We start from the raw sequence: 15,020 nt of genomic DNA, 5'->3' as shown, positions 1-15,020 counted from the left end.
CAAATTATAGCGAGTGGCTCAATATTTGGAATTTTAGTCACTGGAGGGTATATGGTGAATAATCATCTAACGGTTAAAGAACAGCAAAAGTTCAACATGTCTCCGGTTCAATATGAACAAATGTCTACATCCGCTGATACGGCTATTATTGAAAGGCCGGTTGAGCTACCAACTTATAAGCCAAGAGAATATGTAAAGATTGGGGCAACCAATTATGTCATTTCTGAAGGGAAATCAATTCTTGAAGAAAATGAATAAATATTGAATAGGGAAGAATTGAAAACGGTTTTAAGAATACGCTCTTTAAACCGTTTTTTATTGTGATGAAAAATGGTATTATGAAAAGCAAAAATCTTCTATTAGAAGGTTGTTTTATGAAAGAGAAAAAGTGTATAGTGAAAAAAGAATTGTAAAAGACTGAGGTAACAACATTTTTATTGATGTCTTTTACTTGAATTCATGGCATCCTTTCGATAAAGTGGAGGGAAAGAACAATTTAATGGAGGAAAAGAATATGACACATGTTCGTTTTGATTATTCAAATGCTTTATCTTTCTTTGGTGAACACGAACTTACATACCTTCGCGATGCTGTTAAAGTAGCGCATCATTCAATTCATGAAAAAACAGGGGCAGGTAACGACTTTCTAGGATGGGTAGACCTACCAACTAACTATGATAAAGAAGAGTTTGCTCGCATTCAAAAAAGTGCTGAAAAAATTAAAAGTGATTCAGATGTTTTAATTGTAATTGGAATTGGTGGTTCTTATCTAGGAGCACGCGCTGCAATTGAAATGCTACAACACTCATTTTACAACACGCTATCAAAAGAACAGCGCAAAACTCCACAAGTAATTTTTGCTGGAAATAATATTAGCTCAACATACATGAAAGACTTAATGGATGTCCTGCAAGATAAAGATTTTTCTATCAATGTTATTTCAAAATCAGGTACTACAACAGAACCTGCTATCGCTTTCCGTATTTTCCGTAAACTATTAGAAGAGAAATATGGTAAAGAAGAAGCACGTGGACGTATTTATGCTACAACAGATAAAGCACGTGGAGCATTAAAAACGCTAGCGGATGAAGAAGGATATGAAACATTTGTTATTCCTGATGATGTTGGGGGACGTTATTCTGTTTTAACAGCAGTAGGTCTTTTACCGATTGCAGCTGCTGGTTTAAATATTGAAGATATGATGAAAGGTGCAGCAGCAGCACAAAATGATTTTGCAGCTTCTGAACTTGAGCAAAACCCTGCATATCAATATGCAGTTGCTCGAAACGTTCTTTACAATAAAGGTAAAACAATTGAAATGCTAATTAACTATGAGCCAGCTCTTCAATACTTTGCAGAATGGTGGAAACAGTTATTTGGCGAAAGTGAAGGAAAAGACCAAAAAGGTATTTACCCTTCTTCAGCAAACTTCTCTACTGATCTTCACTCATTAGGGCAATATGTACAAGAGGGTCGCCGTGACTTATTCGAAACAATTGTACAAGTAGAAAAGTCGCGCCATGAGTTAACAATTGAGTCTGATGCAGCAGATTTAGACGGCTTAAACTACTTAGCTGGTGAAACAGTTGATTTCGTAAATAAAAAGGCGTTCCAAGGCACAATGCTTGCTCATACTGATGGTGGTGTACCAAACTTAGTTGTAAGCATTCCAGCTTTAGATGAGTATACGTTTGGCTATTTAGTATACTTCTTCGAGAAAGCTTGTGCGATAAGCGGCTACTTATTAGGTGTAAATCCATTTGATCAGCCTGGTGTAGAAGCATACAAGGTAAATATGTTTGCACTTCTTGGTAAACCAGGGTTTGAAGAGAAAAAAGCAGAGTTAGAAAAACGCTTAAAATAATGTAGCAAGTAAAAGTGCGGAATTCGTTTCCGCACTTTTTTTGTGGATAATTTATAGTGAAAAGGAGATGTTAACAAATGAGGAGGCGAGGTAATGATTGAATTAGCTTCAAAATTAGAAGGCGAACTATTTAAACTATACGTGTTGGAACAAACATTAAAACCGTTAGGATACGTTATAGGAGGAAACTGGGATTACGATCACGGTTTTTTTGATTATAAGATAAATGATGAAGTTGGATATCAGTTTTTACGAATTCCCTTTCAAGCTATGGATGGTCAGCTAGATTCACAAGGGACAACAGTTCAAATTGGAAAGCCCTATTTGCTTTCACACAAATATCAAATTGGGCTAGATGATAATGTTCACGTAGGAAATGCTAATGCATCCTTTAACCAATTTGCAGAGCCTCAGGACCCAGATGCACAATTTCCTGAAGAATACATTTCGTTAGGAAAAGAACTGTTAAAAGAAGCAGAAGCAGCCTTACAAAGCTAAAAGAAGATAGCAGACGCTCATTACTCTTTTAGCTTTGTAACAAAAATATTCTCATGCATTAATTGGCTGATGATTTCATTCGTTTTAATAATTTCATTAACCCCAATTGTTTCTGCATTCCGGATATGCTTTTCAGTTAAAAGCTCAGCAATGAGATAGACGGAAGGATGAACGCCTTTAATTGCTACTAGTGTCACAATTGTTTGCATATCAGCTTGTTCTTCTGTTGTATGTTGGTCAGCAGTAATTAATACTTTTTTGGCGTTTGAAAGATTGGCTAAGGATAACGTATTAGAATCAGAAGCGCTGCCTTTAATGAAGTGTAATCTGTCACAAATCATTGGGTTTTTCTTTAGGCTACTATCAATTAAGACAATAACTTCTTCGTGAAAAGCCTTCTTATATTCTTCAATAACCAATCTAGCTCTTTCATTCCAGCCAATAATAATAAGGTGACCTTTACCTAAAAACTTTAAATTTCCTTCTAGATAGGCGTTTTCCTTTGACACTGCGATTGTAGCTAGTGAGACAAAATAGGTAGTAATAAAACCTGTACCAATCAAAATTAAAAGCATAGCAATTAACTTACCAATAACCGTGTCGGGTACAAAATCTCCATAGCCAATTGTTGAAATGGTAATGACTACCCACCAAATCCCATCAAAAACTGTAGAAAAGGTTTGCGGTTCAGTTATATGCATAATAGTGCCAAATAAAATAACTAAGCACGTAATAATAAATAGTAAACGTGTTATGACAGAACGGCGAAAAAAACGAAACAGAAGCCAATCGACCATAAAAAAACCTCCAAGCATAAGGGTCTAGTTACTAGTATGACCAACTTATGAAAGAGGTATAAGAACTTATCTTGTTTTTACTTCCATATATTCAATCCATTCACCGTCAGGCCCGTAAAAGAACAAATATTTTGCCCCGTTAGGCAACGTCACAATTTCTTCGTCTACAAAGGAAACGTTAAGTTTCTTTAAGCGAGAACGCTCTGCTTCAATATCATCTACTGTCAGTGCAAAGTGGTGAACTTTCCCTTCTGCTGGTAGAGTAGAGTTATATCCTTCAATTAATTCAACAATGATGTTGTTGTCTATTCCTAAAAAAGCTAGCTTTAAAGAAGGATCTGTATGTGGAAACTTGTCTAAAAGTTCTAATCCAACAATTTCTGTATAAAATGTAATCGATTTTTGAATGTCTTTTACCTGAATACCTACGTGCTCAAACCCTAGAATTGCCATAAATTATCACCTTTTCTTATTAGTTTCTGTATGATAGTTTAAATTTTCTGTTAAATATAGTCAAATAAAAAAGCAGCATAATAGCTGCTTTTTTATTATTTATCGATTTCTCGAGAACGCTCCCAGAAATCTAAATTATCTAACCCTTTAACAGAATCTTTATAGAAAACCGGATCTTTTCCTGCTTTACGCTGAGATAGGTAATCGTTCAGGACTGCAATTGCCACCTTACCTAATAAAATAATTGCAACTAAGTTTGTAATTGCCATTAGAGCCATAAATAAGTCTGCAAGTCCCCAAACAACGCCCAAGCTTGCAACTGAACCGAATAATACCATTAAGATAACGCCGAATCGGTAAAGGTTTAACCAAATTTTATTTGATGTTAAAAATTCAATGTTTGTTTCTCCATAATAATAGTTAGCTACTAATGAGCTGAATGCAAACATAAATAAAATGATAGCAATGAATTGAACAGCCCATCCACCGATATGTGTACTTAACGCAACTTGAGTCAATTGAATTCCTTCAAGTCCAGGCGTTGCGTATGCACCAGATAATAACACGATGAATGCAGTACAGCTACAAATGATTAGCGTGTCGTTAAAGACAGCTAAAGCTTGAATGAAACCTTGTTTAGCCGGGTGACTAACAGATGCCGCTGCGGCCGCGTTAGGTGCACTACCCATACCAGCTTCGTTAGAGAACAATCCACGCTTGATACCATTCATGATGGCAGCACCGACAGCACCGGCAAATGCTTCTTCAAATCCAAAAGCGCTTTTTATAATTAATGCAATCATATGTGGAATTTCTGTAATATTAATAGCTAGAACCACTAATGCTAATCCAATATATACAACGGCCATTACTACTACAATTAATTCTGATGCTTTGGCTACTCGTTTAATACCACCAAAAATGAGAACACCCACAATGGCTGTAACGACAATACCAACAATTAAGCGATCAACGCCAAAAGCTTCTTCGAATGCAAGTGAAATCGTGTTTGCTTGTACAGAGTTAAAAACTAATCCGAATGAAATGGTGATTAAGATAGAAAACAAAACGCCCATCCAACGTTTGTTTAAACCTTTTTCCATGTAATAAGCAGGACCACCACGAAATCCGTCTTTATCTTTTACTTTATAAACTTGAGCAAGTGTACTTTCAATAAAAGCTGATGCTGATCCAACTAAAGCAACAACCCACATCCAAAATACTGCTCCAGGTCCCCCGAGAGCAATTGCAGAAGCAACACCGGCAAGGTTTCCAGTACCTACACGAGCTGCTGTACTAATAGCAAAAGCTTGAAAGGATGTAATTCCTTTTTTATCGCTTCCGTCGGTCTTAGCGCCTTCACCTAACAAGCGAACCATTTCTTTGAACTGACTAAATTGAACGAATTTTGTACGAATTGTAAAATATAATCCAACTAATAAAAGAAGCGCAATCAATATGTAAGTCCATAAAAAATTATTGGCCTCATTCACAAAGTTGCTGAATAGAGTCGATATGGTTTCCATCCTAAAAGTTCTCTCCCTTAATTAATGATTAACCTTAGCTGTTCATAAAAAGTGTCATTTTAATAATGATTTTTCAAATGTGTAAGGTTTTCTGACATTAGTGATTATAGCGCGTTAGACGTATAAAAGGCAACCTGTAATAAGTTTTTTTTATCGTTTAATCTCTTTTTTTATAACTATAAGGTATGATGTCAGACAGGTGCAGCCGCTTACAAATTATTTTTACTGGAATGAATTGGATATAAACTTCCATCTAAAGCAAAAGAGATTCGACCGCTTTCTTCCGATACTACTAAGATAAGTGCGTCGCATTGTTCAGACATGCCAAGAGCGGCACGGTGACGTGTTCCAAGTTTTTTTTGCAGTACCTTTGTGGAGAGTGGTAATACGTTAGCTGCTGAAATGATTTGATTCTTTCTAATTACAACGGCACCATCATGCAATGGATTTCCAGGATAAAAGATGGTTTCAACGAGCGTCGAGGTAACAGGAGCATGGATAGGAATTCCTTTTTGAATTAGATGCTCCACGGAGTCATCCCTCTCAATAACCATTAAGGCTCCGTGATGTTTCTCAGATAAATTATGTATCGCGAGTGAAAGAGCTGCGTATTCGTGAGTATAAGGAGACAAGTAGTGTCTTAAATAATAAGATGCAGCTGTGGACTGGACGCTTTGAAATAATTTTCGTAAGTCTTCAAAATCACATAAAACACAGTGGTCACTGCTTTCTAGATGTTGCTGAATTTTCATTGCTTCCGCTGCTATTTGATTTAAATGATCTTGTAAACTTTGTTTGATTACATCATCTAATTGAAAAGAGTGACTTTCTATCATTGAACATAGCTCCAATCTAAAATAATCATTATGTTTTAATGTGTACGAAAGATATAAATCTATACTATAGGGATTTGAGTTAAGAGTGACGCCCAAAAAAACTGTGCATATAATAAAAAAATAATAGATATTTCTGTTAATTTAAAGTATAGTTTTCTTATCGGATAAATAATTTTTTTGTTGTTGACAAATATTCTAAATATGCTAAAATTTTTAAAAAATACTTATCCAGAGTGGTGGAGGGAACTGGCCCTTTGAAACCCAGCAACCTGCACATTGTGCAAGGTGCTAACTCCAACAAAATGATTTTCATTTTGAAAGATAAGGTGAATTTGTTGCCTAATCAGTCTTTCAAGTGTGAAAGACTTTTTATTTTTTATGAAAAAACAGAAGCCTGTTGAATATATTGTTAACAAATAAGGAGGGACTGTGATGGCACAAAACTCTGACTTAAATTCTGTTTTTGCAAGTGTAGAAAAAATGCTAAGCGACATGAAGTTTGGTTCAATCACGCTTGTGGTTCAAGATGGGAAAGTAGTTCAACTTGAGAAAAATGAAAAAGTAAGAATTAAATAAATAGCTGACTAGACAAACTAGAGGCGGTTTTATCCTTCACCACTGGGATAAAACCGTCTTTTTTGATTGGATAACAAAGTATTGGAGTGAAAATCATGAGTGTATATACGTATGAGAATTGGCCAAATCAATTTCCAAATTTTGATGAGCAAGATGAAACAAAAGGAGCTTTAAAGGCTTTAGAGTGGGCATATAACCACTACGGTGATTCTCTTATTTATGCATCTAGCTTTGGAATTGAAGGAATTGTATTAATTGATTTAATTTCAAAAGTGAAAAAAGATGCGCATATTGTTTTTTTAGATACAGGTGTTCATTTTAAAGAAACGTACGAAGTTATTGAAGCAATTAAAGCGAAATTTCCAGACTTACGTATCCAAATGAAAAAACCTAACCTATCGCTACAAGAGCAAGCTGAAAAGCATGGTGATGAGCTTTGGAAAACTGAGCCTAACCTATGCTGTCAAATTAGAAAGATTATCCCCTTAAAAGAATCACTTGCGCCTTATGATGCTTGGATCTCAGGGTTAAGAAGAGAACAGTCTGAGTCAAGAAGTAAAACAGAATTCTTTAATAAGGATGAGAAATTTAAGAAGGTTAAAGTTTGTCCATTAATTCACTGGTCTTGGAAAGAGATTTGGCGATATGTATATAAGCATAACTTGCCTTATAACAAGCTTCACGATCAAGGATATCCAAGCATTGGGTGTGAGCCCTGTACGCTACCTGCCTATAACATGGATGATTTGCGATCTGGAAGATGGGCAGGTACTAAGAAAGTAGAATGTGGCTTACATGAATCTTAAATGAAAGAGCTGAAAATTTATGCTTGTTTACATTGCTTTTGCGATCGCTCTCTTTTTTGCAATGAATATTGGTGCAAGTGGTGCAGCAGCTGCTATGGGAGTTTCTTACGGTTCAGGTGCTATTAAGCATCGCAAAGTAGCACTAGCTATATGTGCATTAGGTATTTTACTAGGTGCTGTTATTGGCGGAGGAGAAGTTGTTAAAACAATTGGTTCTGGTATTATTCCAGAAAGCATCCTAACAGTTGAGCTAGTTATTATTATTTTAGCTTCTGCAACTCTATCATTATTCTTTGCTAATTTAATTGGAATACCTCTATCAACTAGTGAGGTAACAGTAGGGTCAGTTGTAGGTGTTGGAATTGCCTATCAATCTGTTTATATCCAAAAGCTATTGGTTGTTATGAGCTTTTGGATTATTGTACCGATTGTTTCGTTTGTGATTGCCTTTGTATGTGGGTGGCTATTAAAAAAGAAAAAAAAGCCTACTCAACAAAAGTGGAAAAAACCACTTGCAGCTTTAGTAATAGCTACTGGCTTTTTTGAAGCTTTTTCAGCGGGTATGAACAACGTAGCAAATGCTGTAGGACCACTTGTTGGGGCTGGTATGATCAGTACATCAACTGGTGTTATAGCAGGGGGATTAGCCGTTGCAATAGGCGCCTTACTTTTAGGAGATCGAGTAATTGAGACAAATGGAAAGAAAATTACGGATTTCACAGTGGGTGAAGGGTGTATTATTTCTGGGACAGGAGCATCGTTGGTTACCGCAGCTTCCATATTTGGGCTTCCTGTTCCCCTAACACAGGTTACAACCTCTTCTATTATTGGCATAGGAGCAGCTAAATCTGGTTTTACTTCGGATCAAAGACGGGTTATTGTTCAGATGTTAAAAGTATGGGTTGTATCCCCAGTCTTTTCTCTTGTTATCTCTTACGGTTTAGTGAAATTAGTGGTTGAAACAGATTTTTATGCATTTGTGGTATTAATGAGCGGTTGTATTGCAACTTATGGCATTCTTAGTTTAATTAAAACAACAAAACAAAAACAAGAAAACCAAAAGATGACTGCTTAAATATAAATATTAGTTATTCATTGAGGAGGAATTTTAGGATGAGTTCAATTCAAGCACATGGTGGAGAATTAGTTAATTTGTATCAACCTGACTATGATTATACAGGTGTTACTAAAGAGATTGAATTAGATAATATTGCATTAAGTGATTTAGAGTTAATTGGAATCGGCGGATATAGTCCTATTAAAGGCTTTTTAGGACAGCGTGATTATGAATCTGTTGTGGAAAGCATGAGATTAGCTGATGGTACAGTTTGGAGTATTCCAATTACTCTTCCAGTTACAGAAGAAAAAGCGCAGGAGCTACAAGTAGGAGATCAAGTCAAACTTGTGCAAAATGGTGTGGTTTATGGTGTCTTAACAGTATCTGAAACGTACAAACCAAATAAGGAAAAAGAAGCAGAACACGTTTATCGTACAGCAGAACTAGCTCATCCAGGCGTGCGCAAATTATTTGAACGTCCCAATGTATATGTAGCAGGTTCGATTATACTTGTAAATCGTACGCAAAAAGATAAGTTTGAAACGTATTATTTAGATCCAGTACAAACGAGAGCAATCTTCAAAGAGCGTAACTGGAAAAAAGTTGTAGGTTTTCAAACTCGTAATCCAGTTCATCGTGCTCATGAGTACATTCAAAAATCGGCTTTAGAAATTGTTGATGGACTGTTTTTAAACCCACTTGTAGGAGAAACAAAATCTGATGATATCCCAGCGGATATTCGTATGGAAAGCTATGAAGTATTGCTTAAAAACTACTATCCAAAAGATCGTGTATTTTTAGCTGTTTTCCCAGCAGCGATGAGATATGCTGGACCTCGAGAAGCAATCTTCCATGCATTAGTGCGTAAGAACTTTGGATGTACACACTTTATTGTAGGTCGTGATCATGCTGGTGTAGGTGACTACTATGGAACATACGATGCGCAATTAATCTTTAATAACTTTACAGAAGATGAGCTTGGGATTACACCACTATTCTTTGAACACAGCTTTTACTGCAAGAAGTGTGAAGGGATGGCTTCAACTAAAACATGTCCACATGAAAAAGAAGACCATGTCATTTTATCAGGAACAAAAGTACGTGAAATGCTTCGGAATGGTGAAGTTCCACCAAGTACGTTTAGTCGAAAAGAAGTAATTGAAGTGTTAATAAAAGGATTACAGCAAACAGTAACTTCAAATTAAGGAGCGGTTGAATTGAGTAAATCAACAAATATTACATGGCACGAGTCAGGGATTGATAAAAAAGCAAGAAGGCAACAAAACGGACACTACAGCTTTGTACTATGGTTTACTGGCTTATCAGGTTCGGGTAAGTCAACCGTTGCAAATGCAGTAGCACAAGCATTGTTTGAAAAAAATATTCGCAACTATGTATTAGATGGAGATAACATTCGCTTTGGTTTAAATAAAAATTTAGGTTTTTCTGCTGAAGATCGTACTGAGAACATTCGTCGGATTGGAGAAGTTTCCAAGCTGTTCGTTGACAGTGGGCAAGTTGTATTAACAGCGTTTATTTCACCTTTTAAAGAAGACCGTACACAGGTGAGAGAACTCTTAGAAGCAGATGAATTTGTAGAAGTGTACGTAGAGTGCCCACTGGAAGAGTGTGAAAAACGAGATCCTAAAGGCCTTTACAAAAAAGCTAGAAGTGGTGAAATTCGTGACTTTACAGGTATCGATTCACCTTATGAAGCTCCGGAAAATGCTGAGCTGGTTGTAAATACATTTAATCAAACAGTCGAAGAATGCGTTGAAACAGTTTTAGCTTATTTAACAAATAAAAAATTCATTTAAAAAGTAAGAAATAAGGGCCCTCACATCGCAAAAGCAAAGCTGTGCTTTGCATAGTGAGGGCCTTTGCTTTATTCGTTAATAAGAGTAGATTAACAGTATTGAGAGGGTGAATTGGAAGAATGGGCAAAGTGTATTTGGTTGGGGCAGGTCCGGGAGATCCAGAATTGGTTACGGTTAAAGCAATAAAAGCTATTCAAAAAGCAGACGTAATCTTATACGATCGCTTGGTGAATAAAGAGTTGTTAGAGTATGCTAAATCAGAAGTAAATATCATTTATTGTGGTAAATTACCTAATTATCACACGTTGAAGCAAGAAACAATTAATAGTTTTCTAGTGAAATTTGCTAAAAAAGGTAAAGTTGTCGTGCGTTTAAAAGGGGGAGACCCTTTTGTATTTGGACGAGGAGGAGAAGAAGCAGAGGCGTTGGTAGAGAATAATATTGATTTTGAGATTATTCCTGGTGTTACATCGGGAATTGCTGCAGCTTCGTATGCGGGAATACCTGTTACACATCGTGATTATAGTGCGAGCGTCGCTTTTATAACAGGACATCGCCAAGACGAGCCTTGTAAAGCTGTTAAGTGGGAGCAGTTATCAACAGCTGTTGATACATTGGTGATTTATATGGGGGTTAAAAATCTTTCTTATATCTGTGAATCGCTTATTGAGCACGGGAAATCAAAAGATACGCCCATTGCACTTATTAATTGGGGAACGTATGGTGAGCAGCGCACAGTTAGTGGTAAACTAGATACAATTGTTGATATTGTAAAAAAAGAGAAGATAGGAAACCCAAGCATAATTGTTGTAGGCGAGGTTGTCCGCTTTCATGAAAAACTAAATTGGTTTGAACAGTTGGCTTCTACACAATATGCTTGTGTAGAAGAAGCTTAATAAAGAGGTGAATGATATGGATGCAGTATTGTATATTTGTCACGGTAGCCGAGTGAAAAAAGGCTGTGATCAAGCCATTGAATTTATTGAAAGAAGCAAAGTGAAAGTTGATGTTCCAATTCAAGAAGTGTGTTTCCTGGAGTTAGCAAATCCTACAATTGAACAAGGTTTCAAGAAGTGTGTGGAGCAAGGAGCTACTAGAATTGCAATTGTTCCTGTCTTATTGTTAACAGCGGGTCACGCTAAAGTGGATATTCCAGAAGAAATACACAAAGTTTATCAACACTATCCACATGTCAAAGTCGCTTATGGTACCCCTTTTGGTGTTGATGATCAAATTGTGGATATCTTATTAGAGAGAATTAAGGAGACTGAAGTCCCCATTCAAAAAGACGCAATGGTTTTATTAGTAGGCCGTGGAAGCAGCGATCCTGAAGTCAAAAACGATTTCCGTGAAATTGCCAAACGCTTGGCATATAAAGGTGGATTTGAGCATGTAGACACTTGCTATTTAGCTGCCACAACACCCAAGCTTTTAGATGGCTTAAAACAAGCAAGTGAATCTGGATATTCACAAGTGTTTGTATTACCATATCTTTTATTTACAGGGATTTTGATGAACGAAATTCGAACAGAGTTAAAAAGATGGAATAAAGCTGACCAAGAATTTATCTTAGCAAATTATTTGGGTTATCATAATGCCTTAAGTAATATTTTACAAGATCGAGTGAATAGCTTATTAAACAGTAAGGGAAATGAATACGATGTTTACCGTTACTCTTAATCTAGAAGGGGAAACGGTCCTAATTGTTGGGGGAGGAAAGGTGGCAGTTAGGCGTGTTCGAAAGCTGCTGGAACAAAAAGCGAAGATTATTGTCGTATCGCCACATGTGGAAAAAGATATCTATGAATGGGAAGAACAAGGAAAAGTAAAGGTGAAAAATCGCTGTCTGCAAAAAGGAGATTTAGCCAACACATTTCTTATTATAGTGGCTACTCATCAAGTTGATGCTTTAGAGATAATAGAAAAAGAAAAGAGTGAGAATCAGCTTGTCAATGTGGCTAGTGCACATAAAAAAGGAAATGTTTATATTCCTGCAAATTTCTCTAGGGGAGAATTGTCTATCGCTGTATCCACAAATGGAGCAAGTCCGTTGTTAACAAAGAAGATTATTAGAGATTTGCAAGTTCAGTTTGACGATAGTTATACACAATACACATATTTTTTGAAGCAGTGCAGAGAAATTATTCACAGTATGGACTTGCCATATGTGGAGAAGTATGAGTTATTAACAGAAGCGACAAAAGATGAGTTTCGGTTATCTGAAAAGTCTCGAGAGTGGTTTTTAAAACATTTAAAAAATGTCTAAAAGGCATTGTGCCTTTTAGACATTTTCAATTTCGATGCTTCGAATACCTGAAATCTTCTGTATTTCGTAATAAACTTCAGTGGTAGGGCGCTTTTGGTGAACAGACACTTTCATTCGAATATATAGTTGCCCCGTATCTAAATCTTTAATACGTATATTCTTTATCGTAATATCTTTTTCTTTAATACTGGCTGTTGTCTCAACAATATTATGTTTGTTCGCCAGTTTCAATTGAAGGATGAGATCTTTTTCACGCAGCTGTTTTGGTCCGAAAACGGTAATTAAAAACGGGAGGAGCTCAACGCTAATAATGAGCAAAATAACCCCTACAAAGGCCTCCATATAAAAGCCTGCGCCTACAGCAATACCAATACCGGCAGCTCCCCATATAATAGCAGCCGTTGTTAACCCTGAGATACTGTCATTTTCTTTGCGTAAAATAACTCCTGCACCAAGAAATCCAATACCAGACACAATTTGTGCTGCTAAACGCAATGGATCCATAGTAATGTTATCACCATCATTAAGGATATGGGAGGATTCGATTGAGACAATGGTTAACAAGCAGCTGATAATTGAAATAACAAGGGAAGTCTTTAAACCTACAGGCTTACGCTTTAATTCTCTCTCTAATCCGATAATAAGTCCTAATAGAGCAGATATACCAAGCTTTAATAACATTTGATGATCCATTTTATTCACCTATTTCACTAAACTGTGTTGTTTATATCTGTATGATAAGGTTTGAACAGATATGTATAGTTAGTATAGTAAACTATTTTTAGTGTTTAGAGGCGAAAAATATCATTTTTTATGAAAAATTTTGAAGTTGTTCCCGTAATTTGTATTTTTGGATTTTTCCAGATGCAGTCATTGGAAATGTTTCTACGAAATAGATAGATTCAGGTATTTTAAAGTGTGAAAGTTTGTTTTTACAATATTCTTTGATTTCAGATGCTGTTGCTTCTATACCTGGCTTTAACTTAATGCAAGCCACAACTTTTTCTCCGTAATGTCTATCAGGGACACCAATCACTTGAATGTCTTCAATTTTTGGGTGAAGATATAAAAACTCTTCAATTTCACGTGGATAGATATTTTCTCCACCCCTAATAATCATATCTTTTAAGCGACCGGTAATTTTAATATAGCCTTCATTATCAATGACGGCTAAATCACCAGTATGAAGCCACCCATCATCGTCAATGGTATTAGCCGTTTCCTCTGGCATTTTGTAATATCCCTTCATAATTAAGTAACCTTTTGCGCAAAGTTCCCCCTGTACACCTGTCGGTAACGCATGTCCATTTACTGGATCGATAATCTTTACTTGTACATAAGGGTGAGCTTTGCCTACAGTTGTTACCCGCCTTTCTAAGGAGTCGGTAGTAGTTGTTTGAGTAATAACAGGTGAGCTTTCAGTTTGTCCATAAGCAATGGTGATTTCATGAATTCCCATATCATTCATTACTCGTTTCATGACTTCAGTAGGGCAATTTGATCCAGCCATAATTCCTGTGCGTAAACTTGATAAATCGTAATTGTGGAAATTTGGAAGGTTTAATTCAGCGATAAACATAGTTGGTACACCATGTAAAGCGGTGCATTTTTCTTTTTCAATAGTTTCTAATACAGCGGTAGGATTAAACTCAACAATGGGCACCATGGTTGCTCCAACACATACTGATGCTAATAATCCCATAACGCAACCAAAACAATGAAAAAAAGGTACTGGGATGCAAAGTCTGTCTTGGTGAGATAACTTCATTGCGTTAGCTACTAAAAGAGCATTATTGACTATATTATTATGACTGAGCATAACACCTTTCGGAAATCCTGTAGTGCCAGAGGTATATTGCATATTAATTACTTCTTCAGGATAAACGTCTTGCTCAGCAAGAGCGAGTGCTTGATCTGAAATGTTCATGCTATATAGTAGAAATTGGTTCCAGTCCATTTGGTGTTTTTTATTATCAATGCTAATCAGATGTTTTAGTCTTGGAAGTTTATGAACAATAGATGAAATGATTGATGAATATGAAGTTGTTTTAAAGGAATCAATATAGAAAAGGGCAGTTGTATCAGAATGATGTAAAAGGTATTCTACTTCAGCTTCTTGATAACTTGTGTTTACCGTAACTAATACGACACCAATTCGAGCGGAAGCAAGTTGAAGTAAAATCCATTCCAAACGATTAGTAGACCATACTGCAATATGTTCTCCTTTCTTAATCCCTAATCCTAGGAGAGCTTTTGCAACTTTTGTTGTTTCGTTATACAATTCGTTATACGTATAGTGAATATTCTCTTGAGAGTAGATAACCGCTGAATGATCTTTAAATAAAGTACTGGTTTCTTTTAATAATTGGCCAATTGTTAAGTTTTTTAGCATCAGTATTGGTTCCCCCTAACTTAATGATTGCGCTTACATTTAATATTGTACCAGCACTTTCTTTATGTTTCATAAAAAAACTTCGACAACCTGCCTGGGGAGGTTTGTCGAAGTGTAGAGAAATTTGTTAAT

General features: G+C 36.2%; 17 protein-coding genes and 1 riboswitch. Of the genes, 11 read left to right on the top strand and 6 right to left on the bottom strand.

Features of this window, described 5'->3' with window-relative positions; all coding sequences use genetic code 11:
* Positions 1-54 precede the first annotated feature (54 nt).
* From V2145_RS17460 to V2145_RS17450, 3 genes are all read left to right on the top strand, one after another.
* Positions 55-258: a hypothetical protein gene (locus V2145_RS17460; RefSeq protein WP_210610908.1), complete on the top strand. Its 204-nt coding sequence runs from the start codon at positions 55-57 to the stop codon at positions 256-258.
* 256 nt (positions 259-514) lie between these two features.
* Positions 515-1,864 carry a glucose-6-phosphate isomerase gene (locus V2145_RS17455; protein WP_094911211.1) on the top strand — a complete coding sequence of 450 codons (1,350 nt, stop codon included), beginning with the start codon at positions 515-517 and terminating at the stop codon, positions 1,862-1,864.
* A 93-nt stretch (positions 1,865-1,957) separates the two neighbouring features.
* Positions 1,958-2,362: a YugN-like family protein gene (locus V2145_RS17450; RefSeq protein ID WP_094911212.1), complete on the top strand. Its 405-nt coding sequence runs from the start codon at positions 1,958-1,960 to the stop codon at positions 2,360-2,362.
* A 20-nt stretch (positions 2,363-2,382) separates the two neighbouring features.
* Here V2145_RS17450 and V2145_RS17445 read toward each other — a convergent pair whose 3' ends face one another.
* The 4 genes from V2145_RS17445 to cdaS form a co-directional block, all read right to left on the bottom strand.
* Positions 2,383-3,159 carry a potassium channel family protein gene (locus V2145_RS17445; RefSeq protein WP_311856275.1) on the bottom strand — a complete coding sequence of 259 codons (777 nt, stop codon included), beginning with the start codon at positions 3,157-3,159 and terminating at the stop codon, positions 2,383-2,385.
* A gap of 66 nt (positions 3,160-3,225) precedes the next feature.
* Entirely contained in the window at positions 3,226-3,612 is a 387-nt protein-coding gene (locus V2145_RS17440) for a VOC family protein (RefSeq protein WP_094911213.1), read from the bottom strand.
* 95 nt (positions 3,613-3,707) lie between these two features.
* Positions 3,708-5,129 (bottom strand): alanine/glycine:cation symporter family protein, encoded by a 1,422-nt coding sequence (locus tag V2145_RS17435; protein ID WP_397428313.1) that lies wholly within the window; start codon positions 5,127-5,129, stop codon positions 3,708-3,710.
* Positions 5,130-5,347: 218 nt separating this feature from the next.
* On the bottom strand, positions 5,348-5,974 hold the full coding sequence (gene cdaS, locus V2145_RS17430; RefSeq protein ID WP_179289228.1) for a sporulation-specific diadenylate cyclase CdaS: 627 nt from the start codon (positions 5,972-5,974) through the stop codon (positions 5,348-5,350).
* Between the two features lie 221 nt (positions 5,975-6,195).
* Positions 6,196-6,302, top strand: a riboswitch (SAM riboswitch).
* Between the two features lie 104 nt (positions 6,303-6,406).
* On the opposite strand from cdaS, the gene V2145_RS17425 reads away from it, so the two are divergent.
* From V2145_RS17425 to V2145_RS17390, 8 genes are all read left to right on the top strand, one after another.
* On the top strand, positions 6,407-6,550 hold the full coding sequence (locus tag V2145_RS17425) for a YezD family protein (protein ID WP_076512348.1): 144 nt from the start codon (positions 6,407-6,409) through the stop codon (positions 6,548-6,550).
* Positions 6,551-6,645: 95 nt separating this feature from the next.
* Complete coding sequence (locus tag V2145_RS17420; RefSeq protein ID WP_179289229.1) at positions 6,646-7,356, top strand: phosphoadenylyl-sulfate reductase; 711 nt, start codon at positions 6,646-6,648, stop codon at positions 7,354-7,356.
* Positions 7,357-7,375: 19 nt separating this feature from the next.
* On the top strand, positions 7,376-8,431 hold the full coding sequence (locus V2145_RS17415; protein ID WP_094911215.1) for an inorganic phosphate transporter: 1,056 nt from the start codon (positions 7,376-7,378) through the stop codon (positions 8,429-8,431).
* A gap of 38 nt (positions 8,432-8,469) precedes the next feature.
* Positions 8,470-9,618, top strand: coding sequence for a sulfate adenylyltransferase (gene sat, locus V2145_RS17410; RefSeq protein ID WP_094911216.1), 1,149 nt, complete (start codon positions 8,470-8,472; stop codon positions 9,616-9,618).
* 12 nt (positions 9,619-9,630) lie between these two features.
* Entirely contained in the window at positions 9,631-10,230 is a 600-nt protein-coding gene (gene cysC / locus V2145_RS17405; protein ID WP_094911217.1) for an adenylyl-sulfate kinase, read from the top strand.
* Positions 10,231-10,349: 119 nt separating this feature from the next.
* Positions 10,350-11,126 carry a uroporphyrinogen-III C-methyltransferase gene (cobA, locus tag V2145_RS17400; protein WP_094911218.1) on the top strand — a complete coding sequence of 259 codons (777 nt, stop codon included), beginning with the start codon at positions 10,350-10,352 and terminating at the stop codon, positions 11,124-11,126.
* Positions 11,127-11,142: 16 nt separating this feature from the next.
* On the top strand, positions 11,143-11,910 hold the full coding sequence (locus V2145_RS17395; protein ID WP_311856283.1) for a sirohydrochlorin chelatase: 768 nt from the start codon (positions 11,143-11,145) through the stop codon (positions 11,908-11,910).
* Positions 11,911-11,950: 40 nt separating this feature from the next.
* On the top strand, positions 11,951-12,496 hold the full coding sequence (locus V2145_RS17390) for an NAD(P)-dependent oxidoreductase (protein WP_256993327.1): 546 nt from the start codon (positions 11,951-11,953) through the stop codon (positions 12,494-12,496).
* 15 nt (positions 12,497-12,511) lie between these two features.
* Here V2145_RS17390 and V2145_RS17385 read toward each other — a convergent pair whose 3' ends face one another.
* Positions 12,512-13,189, bottom strand: a complete 678-nt coding sequence (locus V2145_RS17385; protein WP_094911221.1) for an MgtC/SapB family protein — start codon at positions 13,187-13,189, stop codon at positions 12,512-12,514.
* Positions 13,190-13,307: 118 nt separating this feature from the next.
* Positions 13,308-14,894: an AMP-binding protein gene (locus V2145_RS17380; RefSeq protein ID WP_442956799.1), complete on the bottom strand. Its 1,587-nt coding sequence runs from the start codon at positions 14,892-14,894 to the stop codon at positions 13,308-13,310.
* Positions 14,895-15,020 lie beyond the last annotated feature (126 nt).

This window comes from Priestia sp. GS2 (genome assembly GCF_036409025.1).
Lineage (GTDB): Bacteria > Bacillota > Bacilli > Bacillales > Bacillaceae_H > Priestia > Priestia aryabhattai_A.
This window is presented reverse-complemented; position numbering and strand designations above follow the sequence as displayed.

Excerpts from the sequence above, each read along its gene's own strand:
- V2145_RS17440 (WP_094911213.1), bottom strand. The coding sequence starts at position 3,612 with ATGGCAATTCTAGGGTTTGAGCACGTAGGTATTCAGGTAAAAGACATT.
- V2145_RS17450 (WP_094911212.1), top strand. The coding sequence starts at position 1,958 with ATGATTGAATTAGCTTCAAAATTAGAAGGCGAACTATTTAAACTATAC.
- V2145_RS17445 (WP_311856275.1), bottom strand. The coding sequence starts at position 3,159 with ATGGTCGATTGGCTTCTGTTTCGTTTTTTTCGCCGTTCTGTCATAACA.
- V2145_RS17420 (WP_179289229.1), top strand. The coding sequence starts at position 6,646 with ATGAGTGTATATACGTATGAGAATTGGCCAAATCAATTTCCAAATTTT.
- V2145_RS17455 (WP_094911211.1), top strand. The coding sequence starts at position 515 with ATGACACATGTTCGTTTTGATTATTCAAATGCTTTATCTTTCTTTGGT.
- cdaS (WP_179289228.1), bottom strand. The coding sequence starts at position 5,974 with ATGATAGAAAGTCACTCTTTTCAATTAGATGATGTAATCAAACAAAGT.
- V2145_RS17395 (WP_311856283.1), top strand. The coding sequence starts at position 11,143 with ATGGATGCAGTATTGTATATTTGTCACGGTAGCCGAGTGAAAAAAGGC.
- cobA (WP_094911218.1), top strand. The coding sequence starts at position 10,350 with ATGGGCAAAGTGTATTTGGTTGGGGCAGGTCCGGGAGATCCAGAATTG.
- sat (WP_094911216.1), top strand. The coding sequence starts at position 8,470 with ATGAGTTCAATTCAAGCACATGGTGGAGAATTAGTTAATTTGTATCAA.
- V2145_RS17385 (WP_094911221.1), bottom strand. The coding sequence starts at position 13,189 with ATGGATCATCAAATGTTATTAAAGCTTGGTATATCTGCTCTATTAGGA.
- V2145_RS17425 (WP_076512348.1), top strand. The coding sequence starts at position 6,407 with ATGGCACAAAACTCTGACTTAAATTCTGTTTTTGCAAGTGTAGAAAAA.
- V2145_RS17415 (WP_094911215.1), top strand. The coding sequence starts at position 7,376 with ATGCTTGTTTACATTGCTTTTGCGATCGCTCTCTTTTTTGCAATGAAT.